The 25,618-nt window shown below is 43.3% G+C and carries 29 protein-coding genes, 2 tRNA genes and 1 other annotated feature; of the genes, 26 read left to right on the top strand and 5 right to left on the bottom strand.

The features are described from left to right. The first annotated feature begins 13 nt into the window (after positions 1-13). The 12 genes from sdhA to MHI53_RS17210 all read left to right on the top strand — a co-directional run bounded on the left by sdhA (position 14) and on the right by MHI53_RS17210 (position 8,920). Positions 14-1,765, top strand: coding sequence for a succinate dehydrogenase flavoprotein subunit (sdhA, locus tag MHI53_RS17265; protein ID WP_061142166.1), 1,752 nt, complete (start codon positions 14-16; stop codon positions 1,763-1,765). 17 nt (positions 1,766-1,782) lie between these two features. Continuing rightward, complete coding sequence (gene sdhB, locus MHI53_RS17260) at positions 1,783-2,556, top strand: succinate dehydrogenase iron-sulfur subunit (protein WP_061142165.1); 774 nt, start codon at positions 1,783-1,785, stop codon at positions 2,554-2,556. Positions 2,557-2,752: 196 nt separating this feature from the next. Continuing rightward, positions 2,753-3,217: a thioesterase family protein gene (locus MHI53_RS17255; protein ID WP_061144683.1), complete on the top strand. Its 465-nt coding sequence runs from the start codon at positions 2,753-2,755 to the stop codon at positions 3,215-3,217. A 121-nt stretch (positions 3,218-3,338) separates the two neighbouring features. Further along, complete coding sequence (locus tag MHI53_RS17250) at positions 3,339-3,563, top strand: response regulator transcription factor (RefSeq protein ID WP_028392149.1); 225 nt, start codon at positions 3,339-3,341, stop codon at positions 3,561-3,563. 221 nt (positions 3,564-3,784) lie between these two features. Beyond that, complete coding sequence (locus MHI53_RS17245; protein WP_061144682.1) at positions 3,785-4,228, top strand: MarR family transcriptional regulator; 444 nt, start codon at positions 3,785-3,787, stop codon at positions 4,226-4,228. 10 nt (positions 4,229-4,238) lie between these two features. After that, positions 4,239-5,042, top strand: a complete 804-nt coding sequence (racE, locus tag MHI53_RS17240) for a glutamate racemase (protein WP_061144681.1) — start codon at positions 4,239-4,241, stop codon at positions 5,040-5,042. 194 nt (positions 5,043-5,236) lie between these two features. Next, on the top strand, positions 5,237-6,310 hold the full coding sequence (locus MHI53_RS17235) for a GerMN domain-containing protein (protein WP_061143525.1): 1,074 nt from the start codon (positions 5,237-5,239) through the stop codon (positions 6,308-6,310). 87 nt (positions 6,311-6,397) lie between these two features. Then, the gene (locus MHI53_RS17230; RefSeq protein ID WP_340371810.1) at positions 6,398-6,559 is read left to right on the top strand and encodes a hypothetical protein; all 162 of its coding nucleotides are present in this window, start codon (positions 6,398-6,400) and stop codon (positions 6,557-6,559) included. A gap of 178 nt (positions 6,560-6,737) precedes the next feature. Beyond that, complete coding sequence (locus tag MHI53_RS17225; RefSeq protein WP_061143523.1) at positions 6,738-7,349, top strand: XTP/dITP diphosphatase; 612 nt, start codon at positions 6,738-6,740, stop codon at positions 7,347-7,349. A gap of 2 nt (positions 7,350-7,351) precedes the next feature. Next, positions 7,352-7,864: a metallophosphoesterase gene (locus MHI53_RS17220; RefSeq protein ID WP_061143522.1), complete on the top strand. Its 513-nt coding sequence runs from the start codon at positions 7,352-7,354 to the stop codon at positions 7,862-7,864. 173 nt (positions 7,865-8,037) lie between these two features. Continuing rightward, positions 8,038-8,111: transfer RNA gene (locus MHI53_RS17215), tRNA-Arg, on the top strand. A gap of 735 nt (positions 8,112-8,846) precedes the next feature. Then, a tRNA-Arg gene (locus MHI53_RS17210) sits at positions 8,847-8,920 on the top strand. A gap of 176 nt (positions 8,921-9,096) precedes the next feature. Here the strand turns inward: MHI53_RS17210 and MHI53_RS17205 are convergent. From MHI53_RS17205 to MHI53_RS17185, 5 genes are all read right to left on the bottom strand, one after another. Next, positions 9,097-9,615: a hypothetical protein gene (locus MHI53_RS17205; RefSeq protein ID WP_061143521.1), complete on the bottom strand. Its 519-nt coding sequence runs from the start codon at positions 9,613-9,615 to the stop codon at positions 9,097-9,099. Then, positions 9,608-10,234 carry an ATP-binding cassette domain-containing protein gene (locus MHI53_RS17200; RefSeq protein WP_061143520.1) on the bottom strand — a complete coding sequence of 209 codons (627 nt, stop codon included), beginning with the start codon at positions 10,232-10,234 and terminating at the stop codon, positions 9,608-9,610. The genes MHI53_RS17205 and MHI53_RS17200 overlap by 8 nt, the downstream gene beginning before the upstream one ends. A 10-nt stretch (positions 10,235-10,244) precedes the next feature. Then, the gene (locus MHI53_RS17195; RefSeq protein ID WP_061143519.1) at positions 10,245-10,979 is read right to left on the bottom strand and encodes a hypothetical protein; all 735 of its coding nucleotides are present in this window, start codon (positions 10,977-10,979) and stop codon (positions 10,245-10,247) included. 12 nt (positions 10,980-10,991) lie between these two features. Continuing rightward, positions 10,992-11,807 carry a hypothetical protein gene (locus MHI53_RS17190; RefSeq protein ID WP_340371809.1) on the bottom strand — a complete coding sequence of 272 codons (816 nt, stop codon included), beginning with the start codon at positions 11,805-11,807 and terminating at the stop codon, positions 10,992-10,994. A 93-nt stretch (positions 11,808-11,900) separates the two neighbouring features. Further along, positions 11,901-12,299: a hypothetical protein gene (locus MHI53_RS17185; RefSeq protein WP_061143517.1), complete on the bottom strand. Its 399-nt coding sequence runs from the start codon at positions 12,297-12,299 to the stop codon at positions 11,901-11,903. Positions 12,300-12,625: 326 nt separating this feature from the next. Here MHI53_RS17185 and MHI53_RS17180 point away from each other — a divergent pair, with 326 nt between their 5' ends. From MHI53_RS17180 to leuD, 14 genes are all read left to right on the top strand, one after another. Continuing rightward, entirely contained in the window at positions 12,626-12,826 is a 201-nt protein-coding gene (locus MHI53_RS17180; RefSeq protein ID WP_061143516.1) for a hypothetical protein, read from the top strand. 398 nt (positions 12,827-13,224) lie between these two features. Next, entirely contained in the window at positions 13,225-13,980 is a 756-nt protein-coding gene (locus MHI53_RS17175; protein WP_061143515.1) for a DUF2087 domain-containing protein, read from the top strand. 17 nt (positions 13,981-13,997) lie between these two features. Next, positions 13,998-14,360 carry a GIY-YIG nuclease family protein gene (locus tag MHI53_RS17170; protein WP_061143531.1) on the top strand — a complete coding sequence of 121 codons (363 nt, stop codon included), beginning with the start codon at positions 13,998-14,000 and terminating at the stop codon, positions 14,358-14,360. Positions 14,361-14,862: 502 nt separating this feature from the next. Then, positions 14,863-15,036 (top strand): hypothetical protein, encoded by a 174-nt coding sequence (locus MHI53_RS17165; RefSeq protein WP_185113125.1) that lies wholly within the window; start codon positions 14,863-14,865, stop codon positions 15,034-15,036. A 56-nt stretch (positions 15,037-15,092) separates the two neighbouring features. Next, a complete protein-coding gene (locus tag MHI53_RS17160; RefSeq protein ID WP_061143530.1) occupies positions 15,093-15,464 on the top strand; it encodes a DUF202 domain-containing protein in 372 nt (123 codons plus the stop codon). Between the two features lie 408 nt (positions 15,465-15,872). Next, complete coding sequence (locus MHI53_RS17155) at positions 15,873-16,148, top strand: GNAT family N-acetyltransferase (protein WP_061143514.1); 276 nt, start codon at positions 15,873-15,875, stop codon at positions 16,146-16,148. A gap of 193 nt (positions 16,149-16,341) precedes the next feature. Beyond that, a complete protein-coding gene (locus MHI53_RS17150) occupies positions 16,342-16,830 on the top strand; it encodes a M15 family metallopeptidase (RefSeq protein WP_061143513.1) in 489 nt (162 codons plus the stop codon). Positions 16,831-17,122: 292 nt separating this feature from the next. Further along, positions 17,123-17,382, top strand: a binding site (T-box leader). Positions 17,383-17,489: 107 nt separating this feature from the next. Continuing rightward, positions 17,490-19,205: an acetolactate synthase large subunit gene (gene ilvB, locus MHI53_RS17145; protein ID WP_061143512.1), complete on the top strand. Its 1,716-nt coding sequence runs from the start codon at positions 17,490-17,492 to the stop codon at positions 19,203-19,205. A gap of 2 nt (positions 19,206-19,207) precedes the next feature. Continuing rightward, entirely contained in the window at positions 19,208-19,720 is a 513-nt protein-coding gene (gene ilvN, locus MHI53_RS17140) for an acetolactate synthase small subunit (RefSeq protein WP_061143511.1), read from the top strand. A 70-nt stretch (positions 19,721-19,790) separates the two neighbouring features. Then, positions 19,791-20,819 (top strand): ketol-acid reductoisomerase, encoded by a 1,029-nt coding sequence (gene ilvC / locus MHI53_RS17135; RefSeq protein WP_061143510.1) that lies wholly within the window; start codon positions 19,791-19,793, stop codon positions 20,817-20,819. Beyond that, positions 20,806-22,341 (top strand): 2-isopropylmalate synthase, encoded by a 1,536-nt coding sequence (locus MHI53_RS17130; RefSeq protein ID WP_061143509.1) that lies wholly within the window; start codon positions 20,806-20,808, stop codon positions 22,339-22,341. The genes ilvC and MHI53_RS17130 overlap by 14 nt, the downstream gene beginning before the upstream one ends. 15 nt (positions 22,342-22,356) lie before the next feature. Continuing rightward, positions 22,357-23,469, top strand: coding sequence for a 3-isopropylmalate dehydrogenase (leuB, locus tag MHI53_RS17125; protein ID WP_061143508.1), 1,113 nt, complete (start codon positions 22,357-22,359; stop codon positions 23,467-23,469). A 68-nt stretch (positions 23,470-23,537) separates the two neighbouring features. After that, entirely contained in the window at positions 23,538-24,947 is a 1,410-nt protein-coding gene (gene leuC, locus MHI53_RS17120; RefSeq protein WP_061143507.1) for a 3-isopropylmalate dehydratase large subunit, read from the top strand. 23 nt (positions 24,948-24,970) lie between these two features. Then, the gene (gene leuD, locus MHI53_RS17115) at positions 24,971-25,567 is read left to right on the top strand and encodes a 3-isopropylmalate dehydratase small subunit (RefSeq protein WP_061143506.1); all 597 of its coding nucleotides are present in this window, start codon (positions 24,971-24,973) and stop codon (positions 25,565-25,567) included. The last annotated feature ends 51 nt before the right edge of the window (positions 25,568-25,618 follow it).

Here is a 25,618-nt window from a genome sequence, read left to right as displayed (position 1 = left end):
GGGAGTGACAGAATTGGGTAAAGGTAAAATCATTATCGTAGGTGGAGGTCTAGCCGGCTTAATGGCGACGATCAAAGCAGCAGAGCTTGGACAACAGGTTGATTTATTTTCTTTAGTGCCTGTTAAACGCTCTCACTCAGTTTGTGCCCAAGGCGGAATCAATGGGGCAGTAAATACAAAAGGTGAAGGGGATTCTCCATTCATTCACTTTGATGATACAGTTTATGGCGGGGACTTCTTGGCTAACCAACCCCCGGTTAAAGCGATGTGCGAAGCGGCACCATCGATCATCCATATGTTTGACCGTATGGGCGTTATGTTCAACCGTACTCCGGAAGGTCTTCTTGATTTCCGTCGTTTCGGCGGTACACAACATAGCCGTACAGCATTCGCGGGTGCAACGACTGGTCAACAATTGCTTTACGCATTGGACGAGCAGGTTCGCCGGTATGAAGTGGAAGGACTTGTTACGAAATATGAGGGCTGGGAATTCCTTGGAGCTGTTATCGATGATGAAGAAACAGCACGCGGTATCGTAGCTCAGAACTTGACTACAATGGAAATCAAATCATTCCCTGGCGATGCAGTCATCATGGCAAGCGGAGGCCCTGGAATCATATTCGGTAAATCCACTAACTCGATGATCAATACAGGTTCAGCAGCATCGATCGTCTATCAACAAGGTGTTAATTATGCCAACGGTGAGTTCATTCAAATTCACCCGACAGCAATCCCTGGAGATGACAAACTTCGTCTAATGAGTGAATCTGCTCGTGGTGAAGGTGGACGTATCTGGACATATAAAGACGGAAAACCTTGGTATTTCCTTGAAGAAAAATACCCTGCTTACGGTAACCTGGTACCTCGTGATATCGCGACTCGTGAAATTTTCGACGTATGTATGAACATGAAGCTTGGTATTAATGGAGAAAACATGGTGTATCTGGATCTATCACATAAAGATCCTAAATTACTTGATATTAAACTTGGCGGAATCATTGAAATCTACGAGAAATTCATGGGTGAAGATCCTCGTAAAGTACCAATGAAGATTTTCCCTGCCGTTCACTATTCTATGGGCGGACTTTGGGTTGATTATGACCAAATGACTAACATTAAAGGTTTATTCGCTGCAGGTGAGTGTGATTACTCCCAGCATGGCGGTAACCGTCTTGGTGCGAACTCACTTCTATCTGCCATCTATGGCGGTTCAGTCGCTGGTCCGAATGCCGTTAAATATATCGAAGGTCTTGACAAAACTTCCGAATCCATCCCATCTTCATTGTATGATGGATACGAAAAACAAGAGCAAGAAAAATGGAACAATGTCATGTCTCTTGATGGAAATGAAAATGCGTACGTACTTCACAAAGAGCTTGGTGAGTGGATGACTCAGCATGTTACTGTAGTCCGTTACAATGATAAGCTGAAAGAAACGGATAACAAGATTCTTGAGTTGATGGAGCGTTACAAGAAAATCAACATCAATGATACGGCTAAATGGAGCAACCAAGGAGCTGCTTTCACTAGACAGCTGCAAAATATGATGCAATTGGCACGTGTAATCACAATCGGTGCGTTAAACCGTGATGAAAGCCGTGGAGCGCATTACAAACCTGATTTCCCGGAACGTAATGATGAAGAATTCATGAAAACGACAATGGCAACGTTCAAGGGCTTGGATCAAGCACCTGAATTCCATTATGAAGATATTGATGTATCACTCATCGCACCGCGTAAACGTGACTACACTACGAAACATTAAAGAGGGGGAGCAAAAAAATGGTTGAAACTAAATCTGAGACTAAAACAGTCCGTTTTATCATCACTCGTCAAGATACACCGGATTCAGCTCCTTATGATGAGGAATTTGAATTAGCGTACCGCCCGAATATGAATGTCATTTCCGCCCTAATGGAAATCCGTCGTAACCCGGTAACAGTACAAGGCAAGCATACGACAGCAATCGCATGGGACATGAACTGCCTTGAGGAAGTATGTGGTGCTTGTTCCATGGTCATCAATGGTAAACCAAGACAATCATGTACGGCCCTTATCGACCAATTGGAACAGCCTGTCCGCCTTGCTCCAATGCGTACTTTCCCTGTGGTTCGTGACCTTCAGGTAGATCGCAGCCGCATGTTCGACTCGTTGAAGAAGGTAAAAGCTTGGATCCCGATCGATGGAACGTACAACCTTGGACCAGGACCGCGTATGCCAGAAAAGAAACGTCAATGGGCTTATGAATTATCAAAATGTATGACTTGCGGCGTTTGCTTGGAAGCTTGTCCAAACGTGAACAGCAACTCAAACTTCATGGGACCACAACCGTTATCACAAGTCCGTTTATTCAACGCACATCCAACTGGTGCAATGAACAAAGCGGAACGTTTAAACACAATCATGTCCGATGGAGGACTTGCAAACTGCGGTAACTCGCAAAACTGTGTGCAGTCTTGCCCTAAAGGAATTCCATTGACTACATCGATTGCAGCATTGAACCGTGATACGGCCATTCAGCAATTCCGTAACTTCTTCGGAAGCGACGAAGTTTAATCATTTAAAGGAAAGAGCTTCTATCTTAGGATAGGGGCTCTTTTTTATCCTTTTCCATAAGAAATGAATGGAATTTGTAAAATGAAGGAAGTTGTATGCGAATTAACCAGCTTTCCGAGAGAAAATCCTTTTCATTATCTAATTTTTCTTATAAAATGAGTGAATAGCCATTCATTTTCGAAAGGGAGTGCACAAGTTGGGCAGAATATCATATATCGATAATATAACGGAGTGGATCAGTGATTTTTCTTTTAAACATGAGATTAAGGTCCGCTTTTCGGAAACGGATATGTTCGGGCATTTAAATAACACGATACCTTTTACTTATTTTGAGGAAGCACGGATAGAATATTTTAATAGCTTGGGATTCATGAAGGATTGGACGGCATTCACAAGTGATCAAATTCCGGTAGTCGCCGATCTGCAGTGTGATTATCTGCAGCAGGTGTTTTTCAATGATCGATTGACGATCCATGTGAAAGCCGACCATATCGGGACCTCCTCGGTAGATATTCATTACATGGGCACTAAGCAAGATGGTTCCCTATGTTTAACGGGCAGGGGAACGATCGTCCAAGTCTCCAAGGACACAGGGAAGCCGACGCCTTGGACGGAAGAGATGAGGCAAGGGATGTGGCATGCGGAGGTCGAACATTCCTGAAAAAATTTCATCCCATGAAGTAAAATAGTCACTCCCTTGCACTAGCCGACATACTATATCTTGACTAAATAGACACCCACTCCGGGTTTTATGCTGGTGAAGGCAAGGAGGGTAACATTACTTGAAGGAGAACGAATTCACTCATAAGCCACTACTCACCAAAAGAGAAAAAGAAGTATTTGAGTTACTAGTACAAGACAAAACAACAAAAGAAATCGCAGGTGAATTGTTTATTAGCGAAAAAACAGTTCGAAACCATATCTCGAATGCGATGCAGAAGCTTGGAGTCAAAGGACGTTCGCAGGCAGTCATAGAACTCCTTCGTATGGGAGAACTTAAGCTTTAATGTGTTAGCGTTTAATACGTAAGCCTTATAAATATTTTCTCTCCCGTTCTATTTGGCAGCATATAAGGAAGTCCAAAACAATTCCATTGTTTTGACTTCTTTGGATGCTGCTTATTTTTTTGTTGGGGTGTCGCAGGTTCCGGACAATCAATCTTGAAAATCATTTCACTTTCATCCAAAATGGTAGTATGATAAGTTTCATGAAGTGGGGAGCTGGGTGTATGGATGAAGAGAAGCAGGTTGCTTATGTAGCCGAGATCGAGAAGGAATTGCGCTATGTATCGTCCTGGATTAAGCAAAGGGGACGGGAAATCCTAAATGATTATAAAATAACCATTCCTCAATTCCTGGCTTTGCAATGGCTGTTTGAATCGGGCGACATGACGATCGGAGAATTGTCGACGAAAATGTTTCTTGCCTTCAGCACAACCACGGATCTGATTGACCGGATGGAGAAGCATCAGCTTGTCCAGCGTGTTAAAGATGAAAAGGACCGGCGGGTGGTTCGCATTCACCTTCTTGGTGAAGGGGAACGGATTATCGAAGAAGTGATCAATAAACGGCAGCAGTATTTGAGTGGCGTGTTAGCACAATTCAATGATGCCGACATCGTTTCCCTTCAAGGGATTTTAGCTAAACTACATCAAGAAATGAAAGAAAAATGAGGCGAGTTTTTTGAAACAACCAATAGGAATCATTGATTCAGGGGTAGGCGGCTTGACTGTAGCGAAAGAAGTCATGCGTCAGCTGCCGAATGAAAATATCATTTATTTAGGCGATACAGCAAGATGTCCTTATGGGCCCAGATCCAAAAAAGATGTTCAAGCCTTCACATGGCAAATGACGAGATTTTTGTTGAAGAAGGATATTAAAATGCTGATTATAGCTTGCAACACAGCAACAGCGGCGGTACTTGATGAAATCAGGGCGACACTTTCGATCCCTGTTCTGGGTGTCATCCATCCTGGTGCAAGAGCGGCATTGAAAGTGTCGAACTCCTTACATATTGGCATCATAGGCACGGAAGGTACGGTGAAAAGCAAAGCTTATGATGACGCATTGGCCTCCATCAATACCGATGTGAAAGTGGACAGTTTAGCCTGTCCGAAATTTGTCCCAATCGTAGAAAGTGGGGAGTTCGAAGGGGAAATCGTCAATAGGGTCGTGGCACAAACCTTAAGCCCGTTGAAGAAAACGAAAATTGACACGTTAATTCTTGGCTGTACCCATTATCCACTCTTGGGACCTGTCATCTCATCCTATATGGGAAATGGAGTGCAGGTCATTTCATCGGGGGAAGAGACGGCCCGTGAGGCAAGCGTCATCTTGGATTATTATAGATTGATCAATAGAAGCAAGCTCCGCCCGGCACATCGCTTTTATACAACCGGCTCCAGGGATATGTTTGGATCGATCGCATCGAGCTGGCTTGGCATTCATACAAGCATGGTTGAAACCGTTAAAATCGATCACTTATAAGACTTCCATTTTGGAAGTCTTTTTTTTTTGGTGGAATTCCAAGATAAAGAAAGAAGCAGTGATTAAAGAATAAGATATAGGGGCAGCCCCATGTCCTCAATGCACATGCGGCTGGAGAAAGATGAAAAATAATTGGTCTATTTTCCCCTAGGGCTCGTATAAATAGGAGTACAAACTGTCCTAGGAGTGATTTTATGTCCAATAAATCAAAAGTAACGATGGCTGTTACCATTCTTGCATCTTCCATTTGGCTTTCGGGGTGCGGATTATTCGGCGGTGAAGAGAAGAAGGAAATTGATCCACCCAAGGATGTTTCATTAGTCGACAAGGAATCTTCATTAAAAGAGTCGAAGGGTCAAGAGCAGCCTGCAACAGATGGTGAGGAAGGCGCTGTTGAATCCAAAACGGTAAAAACGGAGTTATATTTAATTGATAAAAGCGGGTATGTGGTTCCGCAGACATTGGAACTGCCTAAATCCGAAGCTGTCGCTAAGCAGGCGCTTGATTATCTTGTCAATAACGGCCCGGTCACGGATAAACTGCCAAATGGGTTCAGGGCGGTCATTCCTGCAGATACGCAAATAAGCGTGAACATTAAAGACGGAGTGGCAGTGGCGGACTTTTCTCCGGAGTTCAAAAACTACCAAAAAGAAGATGAGCTTAAGATCCTTCAAGCCATTACATGGACGCTGACACAATTTGACTCCGTCGATAAAATTAAAATGAGGATTAATGGCGAGGATATTTCCGAAATGCCTGTCAATGGCACACCGATCGATGAGAATATATCCAGATCTTCAGGAATCAATATCGATACAAGTGACGCAGTCGACATTTCGAATACGAAAGCATTAACCGTTTATTATGTCGGCGGTGACGAGGAATATACGTATTATGTACCGGTAACGCGCCGGATCAGTGAAACGGTATCTGATGATGTTACAGCTGCGGTTCAGGAATTGACGAAGAGTCCTTCGGGTTCGAATTTACAAACAGGCTTCATGACTGATGTAGCCTTACTTGATCAGCCTAAAATGGCGGATGGCAAGGTCAGCCTCAATTTCAACGAAAATATCCTGGGCAGCTTCAAAGAGAAAAAAGTTTCAAAAGAAGTTCTCGATGCCTTGGTCCTTTCGTTAACGGAACAAAAAGGCATCGAAAGTGTTGAAGTACAAGTGAAGGGCAGCGCCGATATTTTGAATGAAGAAGGAAAGAAAATATCAGAGCCTGTGGTCCGTCCCGAAAAGGTCAATACTGGTAGTTTTTAAAAAAACGATTTTGTATACGAGAGATGGAGCACATCGAGGCAGCCTACCGCTGCCTCTTATTTTTGGGGGATTTAGGAGGAGGCAGACGTGCCAATAACAGGAGGTATCCGCTTCATCCGTGTTCCAGAAAGCAACCAATCAATCAATGGGGGACGATTACAAGACGAACCATGGAAATATAACGTGGGCAATCATCTGGCGGCTACAAGTGTCGGGATTTTAGAAGAAGCACGAATTGTGTTAGACTAAAATTACCTGGTAGATTCACCAGCTCTTGTTGATATGAATGGGAAGGTCAGTTGAATCACAAGGCACTGGGTAAGAGCGACAATTACATATAACAAGTTACAGCAAATGATTTCCGTACCCCAAAAAGGGCTTATTACATTATTCGAAGATCAAAAAACGAAAAAAGGTGAGATGAAGGATGAAGACAGTAATCATTGCAACGAAGAATAGAGGGAAAGCCAAGGAATTCGAAAGCTTGTTCGCTGCTAAAGGATATGAAGTCAAGACGCTCCTCGATGTACCGGGTGCACCGGACGTGGAGGAAACGGGTACAACGTTTGAAGCCAATGCAATCCTGAAAGCGGAGGCCATTGCCCGGCAGTTGGGCCATTTTGTCATTGCGGATGATTCAGGATTGATCGTAGATGCACTGGATGGCAGGCCGGGTGTATATTCAGCGCGCTATGCCGGTGAAGCGAAAAGTGACGAAGCGAACACGCAAAAAGTCCTCAGCGAACTGGAAGGCGTACCTGAAGCGGAAAGGACCGCGAGATTTTATTGCGCCTTGGCACTAGCCTCACCGAACCAGGAAACGATTACGGTATCAGGAACGATGGAGGGTGTCATAACGGACCAACCTTCTGGAGAGAATGGATTTGGGTATGATCCTATCTTTTTTGTTAAAGAAAAAGGCAAAACAAGTGCAGAATTGACGAAAGAGCAAAAAAACCAAATCAGCCACCGGGCCCATGCCTTGAAGGCTTTGGATGAAAAACTTGATCTATTTCTAAAGAGGGAGGAGGGAATGTGACGATGAAAGTCCTTATCATGAGTGACAGTCATGGACTAACGCAGGAAATTGGCATGATAACCGACCGTCATAAACATGAAGTCGCGGCCATGATTCATTGTGGGGACTCCGAATTGGAACGAAAAGACCCCCTCATGAAGGATTTCCTCGCCGTTCGCGGCAACTGCGACTATGATGCCGCCTACCCGAATGACGTTGTGGAGAACATTGCGGGCAAACGATTCTTCCTTACTCATGGGCATCTTTACAACATCAAGATGACGTTGATGAACGTAGCTTACAAAAGCGAAGAAATGGGAGCTGATATCATTTGCTTTGGCCATTCCCACGCTGCAGGTTCTGAAATGATCGACGGCAAGCTGTTCATCAACCCTGGAAGCATCCGTCAGCCGCGGGGGAGAATTGAGAAGACCTATGCCATTTTGGAACTCGAAAAAGACCAACTTGAAATCACCTATTATGACCTTGAAGGAAAAATAGTTGATGAACTAAGAAATACTTATCAATTCGAATGACTTCATGTATAATGAACAGGAAGCGTTTTTCCCCGCTTCCTGGATTTTTAAAAAAGGAAAAAACTTTTTTAGAAAAAGCGTTGACTTTCTTTTGATATCCTACTATAATAAGAAGTGTCCTAAGGGAACAGTTAAGGTAATACATAAGTTTTACCGCAACTTATATCATAAACGTCTCAGTAGCTCAGCTGGATAGAGCAACGCCCTTCTAAGGCGTCGGTCGGGAGTTCGAATCTCTCCTGGGACACTAACAGAAAAGGTATGCTAACACAGGTTATAACGCTGTGGGAGCATATTTTTTTTCGTTCATGCAATGCAATATCCCTTCCTGCCAAGTCAAGATACTGAATTGTAGCAGCTCAGCGCAATGTGTGCTCCTTGCTTATTAAGAGAAATGCCAGCCTCACCCTCATCTGTCTCCTCCGATATGGGTATTAGGAGATAATAGAACAGTAGGGGAAGTTGCTGATAATCTTAAGGAATATGTATATGTACCTTTCCCCCTGCTTCTGATAGAACTTTTAGTTAAGTCCTTACAATAATTTTTGAGAGGGTGTCTCCGTCTATAAATGTTCGCCTGCGTAAGAAAGTACAAAACCACTCGTTTTCTTTCTCTAAATCATTCTTTAAACGATAAGAAACTGCACAACCGATGCGTGGAGGAAACTGCGAGCTAAAATCATGCCTATTTAGGCTCTTGAAAGACTTAAAGTGCTACGCTTTTCATGCCCCATAGTCTTCTGGAGCTATCGGAATTAGTAACTAGTATTTTATGAAATGTGTATGTGATAAATAAAGCAAACATATTATACATAAGTACTTGAAAACTTTAAAGCTTTAGGGTATTCTGATACATGGTAATAGAACTTTGTTAGGGAATTGTTCTAAACCCTACTATTTATAGTGTAGTCTTACAGTGAAAGTTTTAATTCTTGTAACCCTTTGATATGCCTGTTGTTTGGCTGATAAGGGACAGCATCATGTCTCAGTAGCTCAGCTGGATAGAGCAACGCCCTTCTAAGGCGTCGGTCGGGAGTTCGAATCTCTCCTGGGACACTAACTAGAAAAATCACCCTGGAATGTTGGTTGGTCAACATTCCAGGGTGATTTTTTATTTGTTTAGAAATGTCTTTAGAAAAGTTCCGGGTCGGAAATATTATATGCATTTTTCACCATAAATAATAGTGCAGTTGACGCAAAATAAGCTTAAGCCCTTTCAGGCGTACATGTCGCTATTTCGGAATGATAGCCAATTGAATATTTGTACTATTATTTGTTATCGATACGGAAACATCGTCCGTATCCATACCGAGGAAATCATTTCCTTTTAAATTAGCTTTTAATTCGCTTATATCATAGGATACGTCCAAAGATTGAAAAATCACTTCTAAAACAGCCGTAAATTTCTTTTCAATAGTGGGGAAGTCTTCTTTAGATTCCTCAACGAATAAAAAAAGGTCGGCTAGTTTTTTCTTTTCATCTGTTAAATCATAAGTAAGCTGGATCTTATTATCTTTTGTATTGAAACCTGACTCTGTTTTGATCAGGAGCCTTTGATTATCATTGTTTACTATCTCTTTTTCAAATTCCTCCACTGTTATTGAAAAAGTTGGAGGATTTTCCATGGCAGTTATTTCTTCAGGAGTGGATTCGGTATCACTAGCATCTTCTGGATTTCCAGTAATTCCATATGGAGAGCATGCTGTTAGTAAGAGTATGCCCAAGATAAGACAAGCATATTTTTTATTCAACGAGCTCGCCCCCATTCAATTCATAGACTATGTCACAAAGATAATTTATTTGCCTATCATCATGGCTTGTTAGTAGAATCGTGACTCCGTTCTTCTTGTAATCCAATAACAGCTCTTGGATCTCAATAACGGATTTCTTATCCAATCCATTGAAAGGTTCATCCAAAACTAATATATTCGGGTTCTCCATAATGGCTTGTGCTATCCTTAAACGTTGTTTCATGCCCAAGGAATATTCCTTCACTTTTTTGTCTTTTGCCTGAGCTAGACCCACCTTTTTTAAGGTTTGAACGATATCTTCTTTTGTAATCTTTTTTTGTATATTTGCTAAGATGGACAAATTCTCCATGCCAGTTAAGTAGTTTATGAATGGGGGCTGTTCAATGATGATGCCGGCATTGTCAATATATTTCTTACTGAAAAGGATTCGTTTGCCTTCCACCCAAATCTCGCCATCATTAATTGCCGTAAATCCACAAATCGCTTTTAACAACATCGTTTTGCCTGATCCGTTTGGCCCTACAAAGCCCACACAAATACCTGAATTAATAGATAAGGAAATATTAGTTAGAATGGTGTGATGTTTTATGCTCTTGTTAATATTCTGTACTTTAATCATATTAAGGCCCCTATGCAATTTTATATTTCAAGTTCCGTAGTAAAAAGTGGGAAAGAATCATTAAGCATATTCCGGCAATCATCCCACCAACAAAATAAGCATCTCCACTAATAAATACAATGCTGAACGTCTTTAGTTGCAGATCCATGATGAATAATACGGAAATGAGTATGAACACAGTCAATAATGCCATCGTTTCTTGGAATTTCAAATAGAGGTAAAACAAGATTGATGAAAGTCCTAAGGAAATGAGAATGCTTGCGATGCCAAAAAATAAAAATTGTCTTATGATTGAAGCTGGATACTCAAATTCCAGTGCACCATGAACAAAAACGAACGTAAAAATGGAACTGACGTATATAAATACAAATAACGTTACAGGAAGGATGTATCGACCCCTGATTATTCTTAAAGCCTCTCGTTGCAGGTTGATTCGGGAAAAAACAAATGGATGATAGGCTTTCTTGATCATGAGGAAAGAAATGGAACCCCAAAAAATCGACGCTGCATAAAACGTATATGGACTGATGAAATGGAGAACGCTATTTCCTTCCATATGTTCAATCTGGTTAAAGGCTTTATTAACAAAGATCCGATCAAGGATCGCTTCAGCTGGTAACGATTCATTATAGTCATTCATATAGATGATGATATGTTGATAGCCTTGGATATAGTTAATAAAAGCTAATGAAATGGAAGTGATCATAACGGTTAGTAATAATATTGGATAGTTTTTTATCGCCACTTTTTTAGACCTTTAACTTTCAGGATTTTTAACTGTCTTGTTTACACCCACTACCAGTAATAGTATCGAAATGATAAATAATAGAACCAATGGTAGAAATGCTTCCAATGTGGAATACATGGTGTTGAAAGCGGTAAAGCTTGCGAAAATGTCAAACCAAACACTTTGAGTGTAAACACCTAGTTTTCCGTACAAAAAATAGATGATTAATACCGATACAAGGACTTTATACTCTCGATTTAATAAAAGAACCAATGCACACGCTAACAAACTGAACACGAATGCTAAACATAAATAAATTGTACATACCATGAAAACAAAGAAGAGGTAAGGATGGCTGCTATAAAAATTGTGAGGTAAAATTGAAGCGAATCCTCCTATATCATCAAGACTGCGATAAACAAAGATTGCCCCGATCGAATAATACAATAAATAGGTTGATACAACAGTAAACGTTGATAACAATGTATATTGTATGACATCTCTATAAACAGCCTTCTTTATTAATGGAAACCGATGTCTTCCGAGAACGTATAAACTTCTCTTTTCTGTGAATAATCCAAGCGTAGGTAATATGAATAAAACGGGAATGAAGTTGATGATGTGAAACATCGATGAATCAACAAATACTTCCCAATTTGAAATGGAGGCGATAGCAATTTGTCTGATTTCTTCTTTAGTCCCTGCTAAATCAGGTGCGTTATAATCCATAGTCATGATTTCAAAATAATGACTAGCAAACACCCAGGAAAGGGTCAATCCGCCAAACAACAAAAAAAATGCTAACGCCATATATCTGCTTCTGATTTTAAATTTACTGAGTAACATTGAATTTCCTCCGCTGTTTCTACTAGCTTTAATTATTTAAAGGGTGTTGCCCAAGAATGAAATCCCGGACAACACTTTACATTCCATTAACGTTTAACCGCCACTTGCAGACCAAGAACCTTTTATCGTCACTTTCCCTCCACCGGTATTATTGGTTTTTCTTAGCCCTAATTTGTACTTATACCCTACTTTGCAATTTACAGCTGAAAATGTGGCCCGCTTTCCTCTTTGGACAGTCGTTCCACCTCTGTATACACCATCAGAGTTTTTCATAGTTGCTGTAATCCAAGCAGAACCAGAATCGTTTGATAGATTAACAACACCTCTAGTGTTTGATTTTCTCAACGAATATGGTGCAAATTTTTCAGCTCCAGAATAAGTAACATTATAGCCAGAGAAGCTTCGTACCTCCTGAGCTTGTGTTTCCGTTCCTGCATACCCTAGAATGCCTAATGATAAAAGCCCTGTTAATACTAATTTGCTTTTTCTCAATGCAATTCTCCTTCCAATTAAAGGTTATTTTGGCTGCAACCACCTAAAGTATATATAATATTCTGATAAATTTCAAACAAAAACAAGTAAAAAGTCTGTAGTTTATCCATGAATAATGAAAAAAATAGTGAATAAACGGGACTATATGCTGATTTTTGTATCGGGTAATTTATAAAAAAACAAAAATGTTTTATTTTTTATTGAAACTAAAATCTTCCCATCGAGGGCGGCGGATATTCACAGGCAGGTAAGAAGTATTTTATTTCAAAATATCGCAGGTGGATTGCTTTTTATGTCGAACTTGTTATGGATAAGGAGTTGTTTAAATGAATAAAGATCGTTTGTTCAAGTTCATTCAAACTTCCACTCGGGGTAATTTCTTTTCAGTCGAGATAGCCGAAGATGGAACTAAAGTGGCCCAATTAGCCAAGGAGTTAGAGAACGAAGGTAGAATCAAGCTGAGGGAATGCACACGCAAGGAGCAAGGAATTTATCTGGAGGGAATACTGAAGTTTGTGCCTAGCTAATTCGTTAAGAGCTTTAACGGATTAGCTTTTCCTTTAATGTTTCATATGCTCCAACCTGTAGACAAACTCGAATGATAGTGGAGTTTGTCTACAGGTTTTTTTGGGTTTTGATACTTGACCGTTTCTTGCCACTTTGCGTGAAAAAGAAGATGGAGTTTCCATTTGCCTACATCTACAGACTTGGGAATTGTAATTTATCCGTTCACTCCGCATTGCATGAAGACTAAAGTTGAATCCCGATTGCCTGCTGGTTTGATGTATTGGACATTGACCGTTTCATTGCACTGCAGGCACATAGCTTTCCAGAGGCGATCGCAAGGAAAAAACATTGACATATTTCAAACTAATTAATATTATGTTTAATATATAGTAAACAAAAAGAGGAAGTGTTTGTTATTTTGGAAAACGCTGTAATGTTTTGGAGTGCATCTCAGGATGAACTTAAACAAGGGTATATCGAGGATGAGGAGCAATATACATGTTTGTTGTGCGGTCATGCGATTCAAAAGGGAATCGTATACCCAGAGGAAGGGGTTCTTTATGAAGCGAAGCGTTATATGCGAATTCATATTGAACGTGAGCATGTGTCCGTATTTGAATACTTGATGGATCTTGATAAAAAACTTACGGGTCTCACAGACCATCAAAATCGTTTGCTTCGTCTTTTTTACCAAGGGAAGAACGATGCCGAGGTTCAAAAGGAAATGGGTATTGGCAGTGCTTCGACAATTCGCAACCATCGCTTTGTTCTGAAGGAGAAGGAGCGTCAAGCCAAACTTTTTTTAGCGATGATGGAACTTTTGAAAGAGAGAGATGAACATGCGCCGGCATTCGTTCCACTCCATCAAAAAGCAAGGATGGTCGATGACCGTTATAACGTTACAGAGAATGAAAAGGCGGCGGCTATAAAGAAGTTTTTCCCTAACGGTAGCAAGGATGCCTTGAAGTCTTTCCCGCCTAAGGAAAAACAAAGGCTGCTCATCCTGCAGGAAATCACGAATCGCTTTGAAAATGAGCGGAAATACGAGGAAAAAGAAATCAATCGAATATTAGCAACCGTCTATCATGATCATGTTCTTTTGCGAAGATATTTAATAGAATATGGATTCTTGGATCGGAAGCCTGATGGGAGCCAATATTGGCTGAAGAAATGAATGGGGGCGTAAGGAATATGGATCGTAAAAAAGAATTGAAGCAATTATTTAAAGAAACGAAAGTGGAAGCGGGAATTTATCAAATAAAAAATCAGCATAATCATAAGGTGTTTATCGCGAGCACAAGAAACCTGAAGACATTGAAAGGTAAACAATTTGAATTATCTATGGGAACCAGTACCAATAAAGCGCTGCAAGAAGAGTGGAATCATTATGGAAAAGATGCTTTTGTCTTTGAGGTGCTAGAGGTATTAAAGCCGAAGGAAACAGGGTTTTTTGATACCAAAAGGGAACTGCAAAAACTTGAAGAAGCGTGGCTGGAGAAGGTGCAGCCTTATGGGGAACGAGGCTATAACAAGGAGAAAGCCAACGGACTATAAAGGATTGGAAGAGTTTCTATACCCTTATTTCGTTTAACGGGCCTGACTTGATAAAGGATCCTGGCTATTGGAGGGTTCTTTATCATTGGCTCTTTCGTAAAATTGTTGTTATTAAAACGAAACTAATGAAGGTTGATTGGAGCAGATTGCGAGACTCCTGCGGGAGCGGCGCGACAGGTGAGACCGTTCACTTACGAGGAAGCTCACCGCCCGCCTTCTGCCATGCTGGGCATTGGAGAAGAAATCAACAACACCGCATTGCTTCGCGATTAGCAACAAAGGATGCGGAAACAGCCTTATCATATTACCCTGGTGAAATATATGTATAGATGGAGATGTGCAATAGATCGGTACATCTTCGACTGGGAGCCGGTTATGGTTCTTTTTTTGTATAATTTGAAGGCCTACTTGTTGTTGGTTTTTAAATGGTTTAAGCTAGTGGTGAGGAGTGTATCGTTTTCGTAGAAAACTTTCACTAAATAATTTATTATAGGAGCTGCAAATGAAAAAACTAGGATGGACCATGACGGGGATAGGGACGATCATTGCACTGTGTGCCTTGCTTTATCCTTTGAATGTTATTGATAAAACCCGTTGTATTTATTTATTGCTTGGCGGTGCTGGACTGATGTTCATAGGCTCGATGATCAGGGCTTTTTCTCTCCTTAAAAAATGATGGATGATGTGGAAAAACGGGGAAAGTACATAAAAGGATTGGATGGAGTCAAATGGATGAATCATAATGATGACATGGATAAAAATCAATTGAAATATGCCCAGCAGCACCTCGCTAATGAACGAACCTTTTTAGCTTGGATAAGAACGGTGATCGCGATTGTTGGGGTTGGTTTTCTCACGACGAGCCTGCATTTTACGATTGGTGTTCATCGTGATGCACGGATTGACTTGATCAGTATTGTACTCGGCATGTTCGCGTGTGCTCTTGGTCTTATCATTACAGTGCTGGCAACGTCCGCCTATCTGCAGAAGAGGCGGCAAATACATGATGGGACCTTCCAGTCCTCCAGCGCGAACGTCATACTTATTGCTATATTCATGGTCATTCTGCTATCAATGATCGTTTTATATTTTTCCTTTTTATGAAAGCTTCCCAATCTGCCCTCTCATTATAGGGCAGTTTTTTAGTTCTTTCCATTATTTATAGATTATTACATAATAATGGGAAGATTTCTTCCATTGGAGTTGGATGAACGAAAAACTTCATGTAATCAAGCTGCTAATAATCGGGGATGCTGAGTGATGCATATTCGTTGCGTTGTATGGCTTCGTGCTACCTGGAATTAGCAATCTGCAGCATCGTGTCAGCAGCCCGTTTTTAATAACCTTGGTAGAAAACTTGACATGCTATGTAGGTGCCAGCCATTTTGCAGCAATGGTTTATGGGTTAAGATCAGTGGAATAGGATGAGTGTTGTCTTGAACATGACTCATGATTTGTTTAATTTCGATTTTGTGAGATATGATAAAAGAGATCTAAAAGGAGGTCATCCATATGGTGGATATCCAAAAAGGAGAGAATTCTTTTTTTGTTGAAGAAAATGGCGAAAGGCTAGCAGAAATTACATTCTTTAAATCAGGTGTTCATGAAATGACCGTCGACCATACTGTCGTGTCTGACAAGCTTCGCGGTCAGAAGATAGGAAATGCCCTTCTTGAAAAAGTAGTTGCACTTGCACGTGAGGAAAACCTGAAAATTGTTCCGGTATGTTCCTTCGTTCAACAACAGTTTGAAAAACATCCGGATTACGAGGATGTTTGGGCTAAATGAATGAAAGGGCTGGACCTGGGAGGGCTGGATTTATTCGGAACCTTTCCGGGTCCGGCCCTTTCGCCTTTTTAGGGCATATACAGCGTGTTCCGGTTGGTGAATCATCACTCAAAAGTGTCTTCATCCATACTTTGTCATAAAGCGCCTTTCCGCGAACGGTTTTGCATGCATTAAATATAGGGGAGGTGGCATTATGGCAATTAAACTACAGACCCTTTTGGATAGTGCAGCCGAATGTATGGGAAGCGGAATGAACCCGGTCGTGAAAGAGTCGATGCTGGAGGTGGTGAAATCAGCATATGAAGAAGGGATCATGATTCGAATAACACTCGGCCATCGCAGTTTTGCCGAACAAGCCCGATTGTATGGGCAAGGAAGGACGAATAAATCAAAGCCGATCGTGACCTATGCCAAAGCGGGTCAATCGCTGCATAATTATGGACTGGCCGTTGATTTCGTCATCGTCGGCGATGACGGCAGGAGCGCATTATGGACTGAGGAAGAAAAATGGACAAGAGTAGGGGGCATTGCGAAATCGCTAGGTTTTGTTTGGGGCGGGGATTTTTCCCTGTTCCGCGATATTCCGCACCTTGAAATGTCAGGCGGGCTTTCCGTAAGAGATCTCCAAGGAGGCTGGAGGCCGAGTCTTGTATCTAGAAATGATGGACACATAGGAGGCTGACGGCGAAATATACGGTTTGTCACCTATCTGGTTGAAGGAGACATGTAAACGGGGAAGATTTTTTTAGCATTCATGTTTGAGTGCAATCCCCACCTTCTTGAAAATTAATCATTCAATTGACATTTTTATAGAATGTGGCAGTGATGGGGATGTAAGCGTATACAACAAATCTTTTAATTTGGAATTATCAAAAAATTCTCAAAAACCTGTTGACTACCTTCTGAAATACGCGTAAGATAATCACAAATACAAGACATCACACATAAGCATTCCTTAAAAATATTGAATAATGCGAAAAGCATTGAAGAGGATAAGTAGTCTTTTTACAAGGCATTCACAGAGAGCCGGGTTGCTGAGAACCGGTATTGTCCCGAAAGATGAACTCACCTTGGAGTTTCAGCTTGAACGTCAGACTAGTAGAGCTGAACGGGTGCGTACCAGTACCCGTTACCAAAACAGAGAATGGCTATAGGCTGTTCGAAGTGCGCATGGAATTCCATGCGAAAAAGGGTGGTACCGTGGAGTGGCTCATCAAGCCTTTTCACCCCTTTAACTTGCCAAGGCAAGTACATTTGGGGTGGGAAGGCTTTTTTGTATGCTCAAAAAGCTGAAAATTCAGAATTTTTAAAAGATGAGAAAGCGAAGGAGGTTTTTACGTAATGACACAAAAATCAGTTGTAGCTGATCGGAAAAGTGTAAAGATGCATTATAGTGGTGCCGAGTTCTTGTTGAATGCATTGAAGAAGGAAAATGTCGAAGTGATCTTTGGTTATCCTGGCGGTTCCGTATTGCCGATTTATGACAAGCTTTATAGCTCGGGGCTATTTCATATTTTGACAAGACATGAACAAGGCGCCATCCATGCGGCTGAAGGTTATGCCAGGATTACCGGCAAGCCGGGCGTGGTCATCGTCACCTCAGGCCCAGGTGCAACGAATATTGTTACCGGTTTGGCGGATGCCATGATTGACTCCTTGCCGCTTGTCGTTATTTCCGGCCAGGTCTCAACCAGTGTGATTGGGACAGATGCATTTCAGGAGGCCGATGTTTTGGGGATCACTACCCCGATCACCAAGCATAACTACCAGGTAAGGAAACCGGAAGACCTCCCGCGCATCATAAAAGAAGCCTTTTATATCGCTTCAAGCGGAAGGCCTGGCCCCGTATTGATCGATATACCCAAAGATATGGCGATTGTAGAAGCGCCATCGGTGGAGACGGAGCCGGAGATGGACCTTCCGGGCTATCAGCCGACAACCGTTCCGAATTACCTGCAGATCAGAAAGCTTGTCGAAGCCGTAAGCGGAGCGAAAAGACCGGTCATCCTAGCAGGTGCTGGGGTCCTGCATGCAAAGGCATCCCATTTATTGAAGGAATATGTCGAGCAGCAAGGCATTCCTGTCGTCCACACCTTATTGGGTCTGGGAGGCTTTCCTGCCGATCACCCGCTCTTCATCGGAATGGGCGGTATGCATGGCTGTTTTGCCGCCAATATGGCGTTATCGAAATGTGATTTACTGATTAATATCGGGGCCAGGTTCGATGACCGCTTGACAGGCAATCTTTCCAAGTTCGCCCAGCATGCAGCGGTAGCCCATATCGATATCGATCCAGCTGAAATCGGTAAAAACGTGCCGACGAAGATTCCGGTAGTAGGCAGTGCAAAGGATGCGCTGAAGGAATTGATTGCCCAAAATGGCAGCAAGCCGGAAATTGAAGAATGGACAGTGCAGCTCACAAAGTGGAATGAAGAGTTCCCGTTGCGCTATGACCATGAAGAGGGTGTGCTGAAACCGCAGCGAGTCATCCAGATGCTGCATGAAAAAACAAATGGGGAAGCGATTGTTACGACGGATGTCGGACAGCATCAAATGTGGGCAGCGCAATACTATCGGTTCAACAAACCGAATTCTTGGGTCACCTCGGGGGGGCTGGGAACGATGGGCTTTGGGTTGCCTTCGGCTCTCGGTGCACAGTTGGCCGATCCGAAAGCGACGGTGCTTTCCATTTCGGGGGATGGGGGATTCCAGATGTGCCTTCAGGAGCTTTCGGTCATTGCCGAAAGGAAGCTGCCGATCAAAATCATCATCGTCAACAATGGCGCGCTTGGAATGGTTCGGCAGTGGCAGGAACTCTTTCATGAAAACCGGTTTTCACACAGCATTTTCCAGTCACATCCGGATTTCGTGAAGCTGGCTGATGCATATGGAATTCAGGGGTACAAGGTGACGACGGAGGAAGAAGCGAGCGCGTGCCTGGATTCAGCGTTAGCGACTGATGGTCCGGTGCTGATTGATTTCCGTGTAAAGCAAAATGAAAATGTTTTTCCGATGGTGGCACAAGGAAAAGGGCTTGATGAGATGGAAGGAGTTTAATGATGAAGGGAATTCTTAGCCTCACCGTGAACAACCGGCCAGGTGTCCTGAATCGGATTACGAACCTGTTCACGAAAAGAAATTATAACATTGAAAGCATGGCTGTCGGTCCATCCGAGCAGGAAGGCATTTCAAGAATGACCTTCGTGGTCGATGTTGACGACGCAGCAGTCGTCGAACAAATCACAAAGCAATTGAACAAACAAATCGAAGTGTTGAAAGTGATTGACATCACGAATCAGTCGATTGTGGCAAGGGAGCTTGCACTCATCAAAATATTGGTGACCACACAGAGCCGGGCCGAGATTTATGCATTGATCGAACCGTTTCGGGCGTCCGTAATCGATGTCAGCAAAGATAGCCTGACCGTTCAAATCACTGGGGAATCCGATAAAATCGGTGCCTTCATTGAATTGATCAAGCCATATGGCATCAAGGAATTGGCAAGAACAGGAACAGCTGCCATCCCGCGGGGCATGCAGCTGGCACATGCAAAAAGCGCAACCATCGTATAAAACAAAAAAACAAAAAAACAAAAAACAAAAAAACTACAAAACATGAAAAGAAAAGGGAGATGTAATCATTATGGCAAAAGTATATTATAACGCTGAAGCAAACGAGAATTTTTTCAACAATAAAAAGGTGGCAGTAATCGGATATGGTTCTCAAGGGCACGCACACGCACAAAACCTTCGTGACAGCGGCGTTGAAGTGATCATCGGAATCAGGAAAGGAAAGTCCTTCGATAAAGCGGTGGAAGACGGATTCAATGTTTATACGGTTAAAGAAGCGGCAGAACAAGCAGATGTAATCATGAACCTTTTGCCGGATGAAACCCAGCCTAAAGTATACCAAGACGAAATCAAACCGGTATTGCGTGCAGGTCAAGCATTAATGTTCGCACACGGATTCAACGTCCATTTCAATCAAATCGTTCCGCCCGCAGACGTAGATGTATTATTGGTAGCGCCTAAAGGCCCTGGACATTTAGTTCGCCGTACATATGAACAAGGTGCAGGAGTGCCGGCATTGTTTGCCATCCATCAAAATGTTACGGGCGAAGCAAGGGAATTGGCGCTTGCGTACGCTAGGGCAATCGGCGCATTAAGAGCGGGCGGATTGGAAACGACATTCCAGGAAGAAACGGAAACGGATTTATTCGGTGAGCAGGCTGTCCTTTGCGGCGGACTGACATCGCTTGTGAAAGCTGGCTTCGAAACACTGACAGAAGCGGGATACCAGCCGGAAGTAGCCTACTTCGAGTGTTTACATGAACTGAAATTGATCATCGACCTTATGTATGAAGGCGGGATGGAAAACATGCGCTATTCGATCTCCGACACAGCTCAATGGGGGGATTTCGTTTCCGGGCCACGCGTTGTGACGGAAACGACGAAACAAGCCATGAAAGCGATCTTGAAAGATATCCAAGACGGCGAGTTTGCTAAAGGATGGATCTTGGAAAACCAAGCGAATCGTCCGGTCTTCAATGCCATCAATAACCGCGAAAACCAACATCAAATCGAAGTTGTCGGCCGTGAATTAAGAAAGATGATGCCATTCGTCAAACCTCAACAAAAAGAGAAAGAAGTGGTAGCCGTTGCGAAAAATTAATATATTTGAAACGACGCTTCGAGATGGGGAGCAATCCGCTGGCGTTAACTTGAATTTCACCGAAAAACTTGAAATAGCTTATCAGCTTGAAAGATTGGGTGTCGATATTATCGAAGCCGGTTTTCCGGCAGCATCCAAAGGGGATTTCAACTCCGTCCAGGAAATCGCACGCAAAATTAAAAACAGCTCTGTCACAGGGCTGGCGCGTGCGGTGAAAGGAGATATCGATGCAGCTTGGGATTCATTGAAAATCGGGGCGGAACCAAGGCTGCACACGTTCATCGCCACTTCCCCGATACACCGTGAATATAAGTTGAAAATGACGAAGCAGCAAGTGATTGAGAAGTCGGTCGAGATGGTCAAATACGGTGCGGCCCGTTTTCCAATCGTACAGTGGTCCGCAGAAGACGCGAGTCGAACGGAGCTGGACTACTTGGCGGAAATCGTTGAAGCGGTCATACAAGCTGGTGCCAAGGTGATTAATATACCTGACACGGTAGGTTATGCCGCTCCTATCGAATACGGCAACATTTTCAGATACCTTCGTGAACATGTTCCTTCTATTGATAAGGTTAGTTTATCGGCACACTGCCATGACGACCTGGGGATGGCAACGGCCAATTCATTGGCCGCCATCGAAGGGGGGGCGACACAAGTCGAAGGAACGATCAACGGCATAGGCGAACGTGCCGGTAACGTTGCGCTGGAAGAAGTGGCCATGGCACTGTACATCCGTAAAGACTTCTATCAAGCAAAATCGGACCTCGTATTGAATGAAATCAAACGGACCAGTGATTTGGTCAGCCGCCTGACGGGGATGCAGGTTCCTGCCAATAAAGCGATAATCGGTGCCAATGCATACGCCCATGAGTCGGGCATTCATCAGGATGGCATGTTAAAAGAAAAAACGACATACGAAATCATATCACCTGAACTTGTCGGCGTATCCTCCAATTCACTCGTATTAGGCAAACATTCAGGACGTCATGCCTTCAAAGAGAGATTGCAAGAATTGAATTTTTCCGTGACGGATGAAGAGATGAACTCGTTATTCGTTCAATTCAAGGAATTGGCGGATAATAAAAAGACCATGACGGATGAAGATATCGTGGCACTTGTGCTTGAAGAGAAAGCGGCGGATCTCAGCTTTTATGAATTGACTTCCTTGCAGATTTCTCACGGTACACATCAAACAGCTACAGCGACGGTAACGTTGAAAAAAGGCGATCATGAAGAAATTCAGGAGGCAGCCACAGGCGCAGGAAGTGTCGAGGCCCTCTATAATACTCTCGAGAGATGCTTGGGATGTGAAGTGAACCTGCAAGACTACCGAATCCAATCGGTGGGCGGAGGAATGGATGCCCTTGCTCAGGTTTTTGTCAAAATTGATTATAACGGTGTGGAAACGAGCGGGCGCGGGCTTGATCAGGACGTTCTGGAAGCATCCGCAAAAGCGTATTTGAACGCTGTGAACCGCGTCATCATCATGAGGGAACTGGAAGAAAAGGCAGTATTACAATAGGAAGGGGAGATTTCGATGAAAAGGAATATTGCGGTGCTTCAGGGAGACGGCATCGGTAGGGAAGTGACTAGAGGCGCTGTAGAAATCCTCGAAGCCGTTGCCCAAAGATACGGACACGAATTTGACTTTCAATATGGTGATATTGGCGGCGGTGCCATCGATCTTACAGGTTCACCATTGCCTGATGATACTGTGAAGATTTGCCAAAATAGCGATGCGGTATTATTAGGGGCAGTCGGAGGCCCGAAATGGGATGATCAGCCAGCACACCTAAGGCCGGAACGGGGGTTGCTGAAAATCCGTAAAGATTTGAATCTTTATGCCAATATCCGTCCAATCAGCTATTATTCCAGCTTGTCGGAGTCTTCTCCCCTTAAAAAGGAATTCATTGAAGATGTGGATTTCGTGATCGTCAGGGAATTAACCGGTGGCCTTTATTTTGGAAAACCAAGCGAACGAGTGGAAAGGGACGGGAAGGAAGCGGTCGTCGATACGCTTTTCTATCAGAAAAGCGAAATGAAGCGCATCATTGAACTGGCGTTTGCAATGGCTTCCAATCGCAAGAAAAAAGTCACCTCCGTCGATAAAGCGAATGTTCTTGAATCCAGCAGGATGTGGCGTGAAACGGCCGAGGAAGTCGCCAAAGATTATCCGGATGTGACGCTAGAGCATATGCTTGTGGATAATGCGGCCATGCAGCTGATTAAAAACCCGAAACAATTCGATATTATCGTAACGGAGAATATGTTTGGTGACATTTTAAGTGATGAGGCGTCTGTATTGACCGGTTCGCTTGGTATGCTTCCTTCGGCTTCGATATCTGCGGAAGGACCTAATCTATATGAACCGATTCATGGCTCTGCGCCGGATATTGCTGGCAAAAACTTGGCCAATCCAATCGGGACCATTTTATCGGCGGCTTCCATGCTGCGGTTATCCTTCGGTTTGGAGGATGAGGCACATGCCGTCGAGCAGGCTGTGGAAACGGTGCTTGAATACGGCTTGAGAACAGGCGATATCGCAAATGGGCAACGGGATATTACCACTACTTCAGAGATGATTGCCGAAATTAAAGCCAGCCTTTTAGACCAGGAAGCCATTTCCAATATCATGGGTGCTTATGCATAAACGTCTTCACGGCCTAACATTAGGCCGTGTTTTTTAAAAAAATATAAGATTGATCGAGGTGGATACGGATGGGAAAGTCGATAATAGAGAAAATATGGGACCGGCATATTGTAAATGAAGAGGAAGGTAAACCGGATCTATTGTATATAGACCTTCAATATATACATGAGGTGACCTCGCCGCAAGCATTTGAAGGGTTGAGATTAAAGGGACGCACCGTCAGGAGGCCGGACCGTACCTTTGCGACCATGGATCATAATGTTCCGACCGTCAATCGCTATTTCATCGAGGATGATATTGCCAGGAAACAGCTGGAAGCACTTGACCAAAATTGTAAGGAGTTCGGTATCCGCCTTGCTGACTTGGATAGTCCGGAACAAGGGATCGTTCACGTCATCGGCCCGGAATTGGGGCTGACGCAGCCGGGAATGACGATTGTTTGCGGGGACAGTCATACCTCTACACATGGTGCGTTCGGATCGATAGCATTTGGAATCGGTACAAGTGAGGTCGAGCATGTATTAGCGACGCAAACGCTATGGCAAACAAAACCAAGAACGTTAAAGCTTGAAGTTAATGGCACGCTGGGACACGGTGTGAAGGCGAAAGATGTCATTTTATATGTCATCTCCAAATTCGGTGTCGATTTTGGCACGGGGCATATCATTGAATACTGTGGGGAAGTTTTCCGGGATATGTCAATGGAGGAGCGAATGACCGTCTGCAATATGTCCATCGAAGGCGGGGCAAGAGCAGGGCTGGTTGCTCCTGATGAAACGACTTTTTCTTATTTGAAGGGTCGTAAATATATGCCGAAAGGGGAGGAATTCGAACGATATGTTCAGGATTGGCAGTCACTATCCAGTGATGAAGATGCTGTATATGACCAAGAAATCATCCTCGACGGCAGCCTCATTTCACCAATGGTAAGCTGGGGCACTAACCCGGGAATGGCCAGTGGTGTGGACGGCAAGGTGCCGACCTTTGCCGAGGATACCATCGATCCGAAGGAATTGAATCGTGCACTTGAGTATATGGGCCTTGAGGAAGGCATGGCGATCACCGATATTCCGGTTCAGCATGTTTTCATAGGGTCTTGTACGAATTCCCGCATTGAGGATTTGCGGCAGGCCGCAGAAATGATAGACGGCCACGAGGTTCATCAAGGGGTGAGGGCAATGGTCGTTCCGGGCTCGCAAAGTGTAAAAAGGCAAGCGGAGGATGAAGGGCTCGATGAAATCTTTAAATCTGCAGGTTTTGAGTGGCGTGAGTCAGGCTGCAGCATGTGTCTGAGCATGAATCCGGATGCCGTGCCAGCCGGAGAGCATTGTGCCTCGACCAGTAACCGAAACTTCGAAGGGCGCCAGGGTGCAGGTGCAAGGACACACTTGGTTAGTCCTGCCATGGCTGCTGCGGCTGCCATTCATGGGAAATTTGTCGATATCAGGAATTTTCAGAAGACGGAACAAATTCATTAACACTTTAATCGGAGGTGCAAGTAATGGAACCCATTACGTTATATAAAGGAAGAGCGGCGGTTCTTGACCGTAAAAACGTGGATACCGATCAAATTATCCCTAAGCAGTTTTTGAAACGGATCGAGCGCAGCGGCTTTGGGGAATTTTTATTCTATAACTGGCGTTTTGATGAAAACGGGAAAGAACGTCCTGATTTTGAATTGAATCAACCCCATAATCAAAACACATCCATTTTAATAGCAGGTGAAAACTTCGGCTGCGGTTCCTCGCGCGAGCATGCTCCTTGGTCATTGAAAGACTACGGCTTCGATATCGTCATCGCACCGTCGTATGCAGATATTTTCAAAAGTAATTGCATGAAAAATGGCATGGTTCCGATCGCATTGACGCCGGATGAAGTCAGGCATTTGATGCGGGCTGCATCAGCGCCTGACCATGAGCTGACGATCGATCTTCCGAATCAAACCTTGAAGGACGACCAAGGATTCGAGGCAAGCTTTGACATTCATCCATACTGGAAGGAAATGCTCGTCAAGGGGTGGGATGAAATTTCCATCACGCTTCAATATGACAAAGAGATTTCTGCCTATGAATCACGAACCAAAGCTGTATCCATATAAGCGCAGAAGGATTATCTCCCGTTTTCAATTCCCATTGGGAAAGAAAACGGG

Origin of the sequence: Peribacillus sp. FSL E2-0218 (genome assembly GCF_037992945.1) — a bacterium.
GTDB lineage: Bacteria > Bacillota > Bacilli > Bacillales > DSM-1321 > Peribacillus > Peribacillus simplex_B.
Note: the sequence above shows the minus strand (reverse complement) of the source record. Positions and strands in the feature narration are given on the sequence as shown.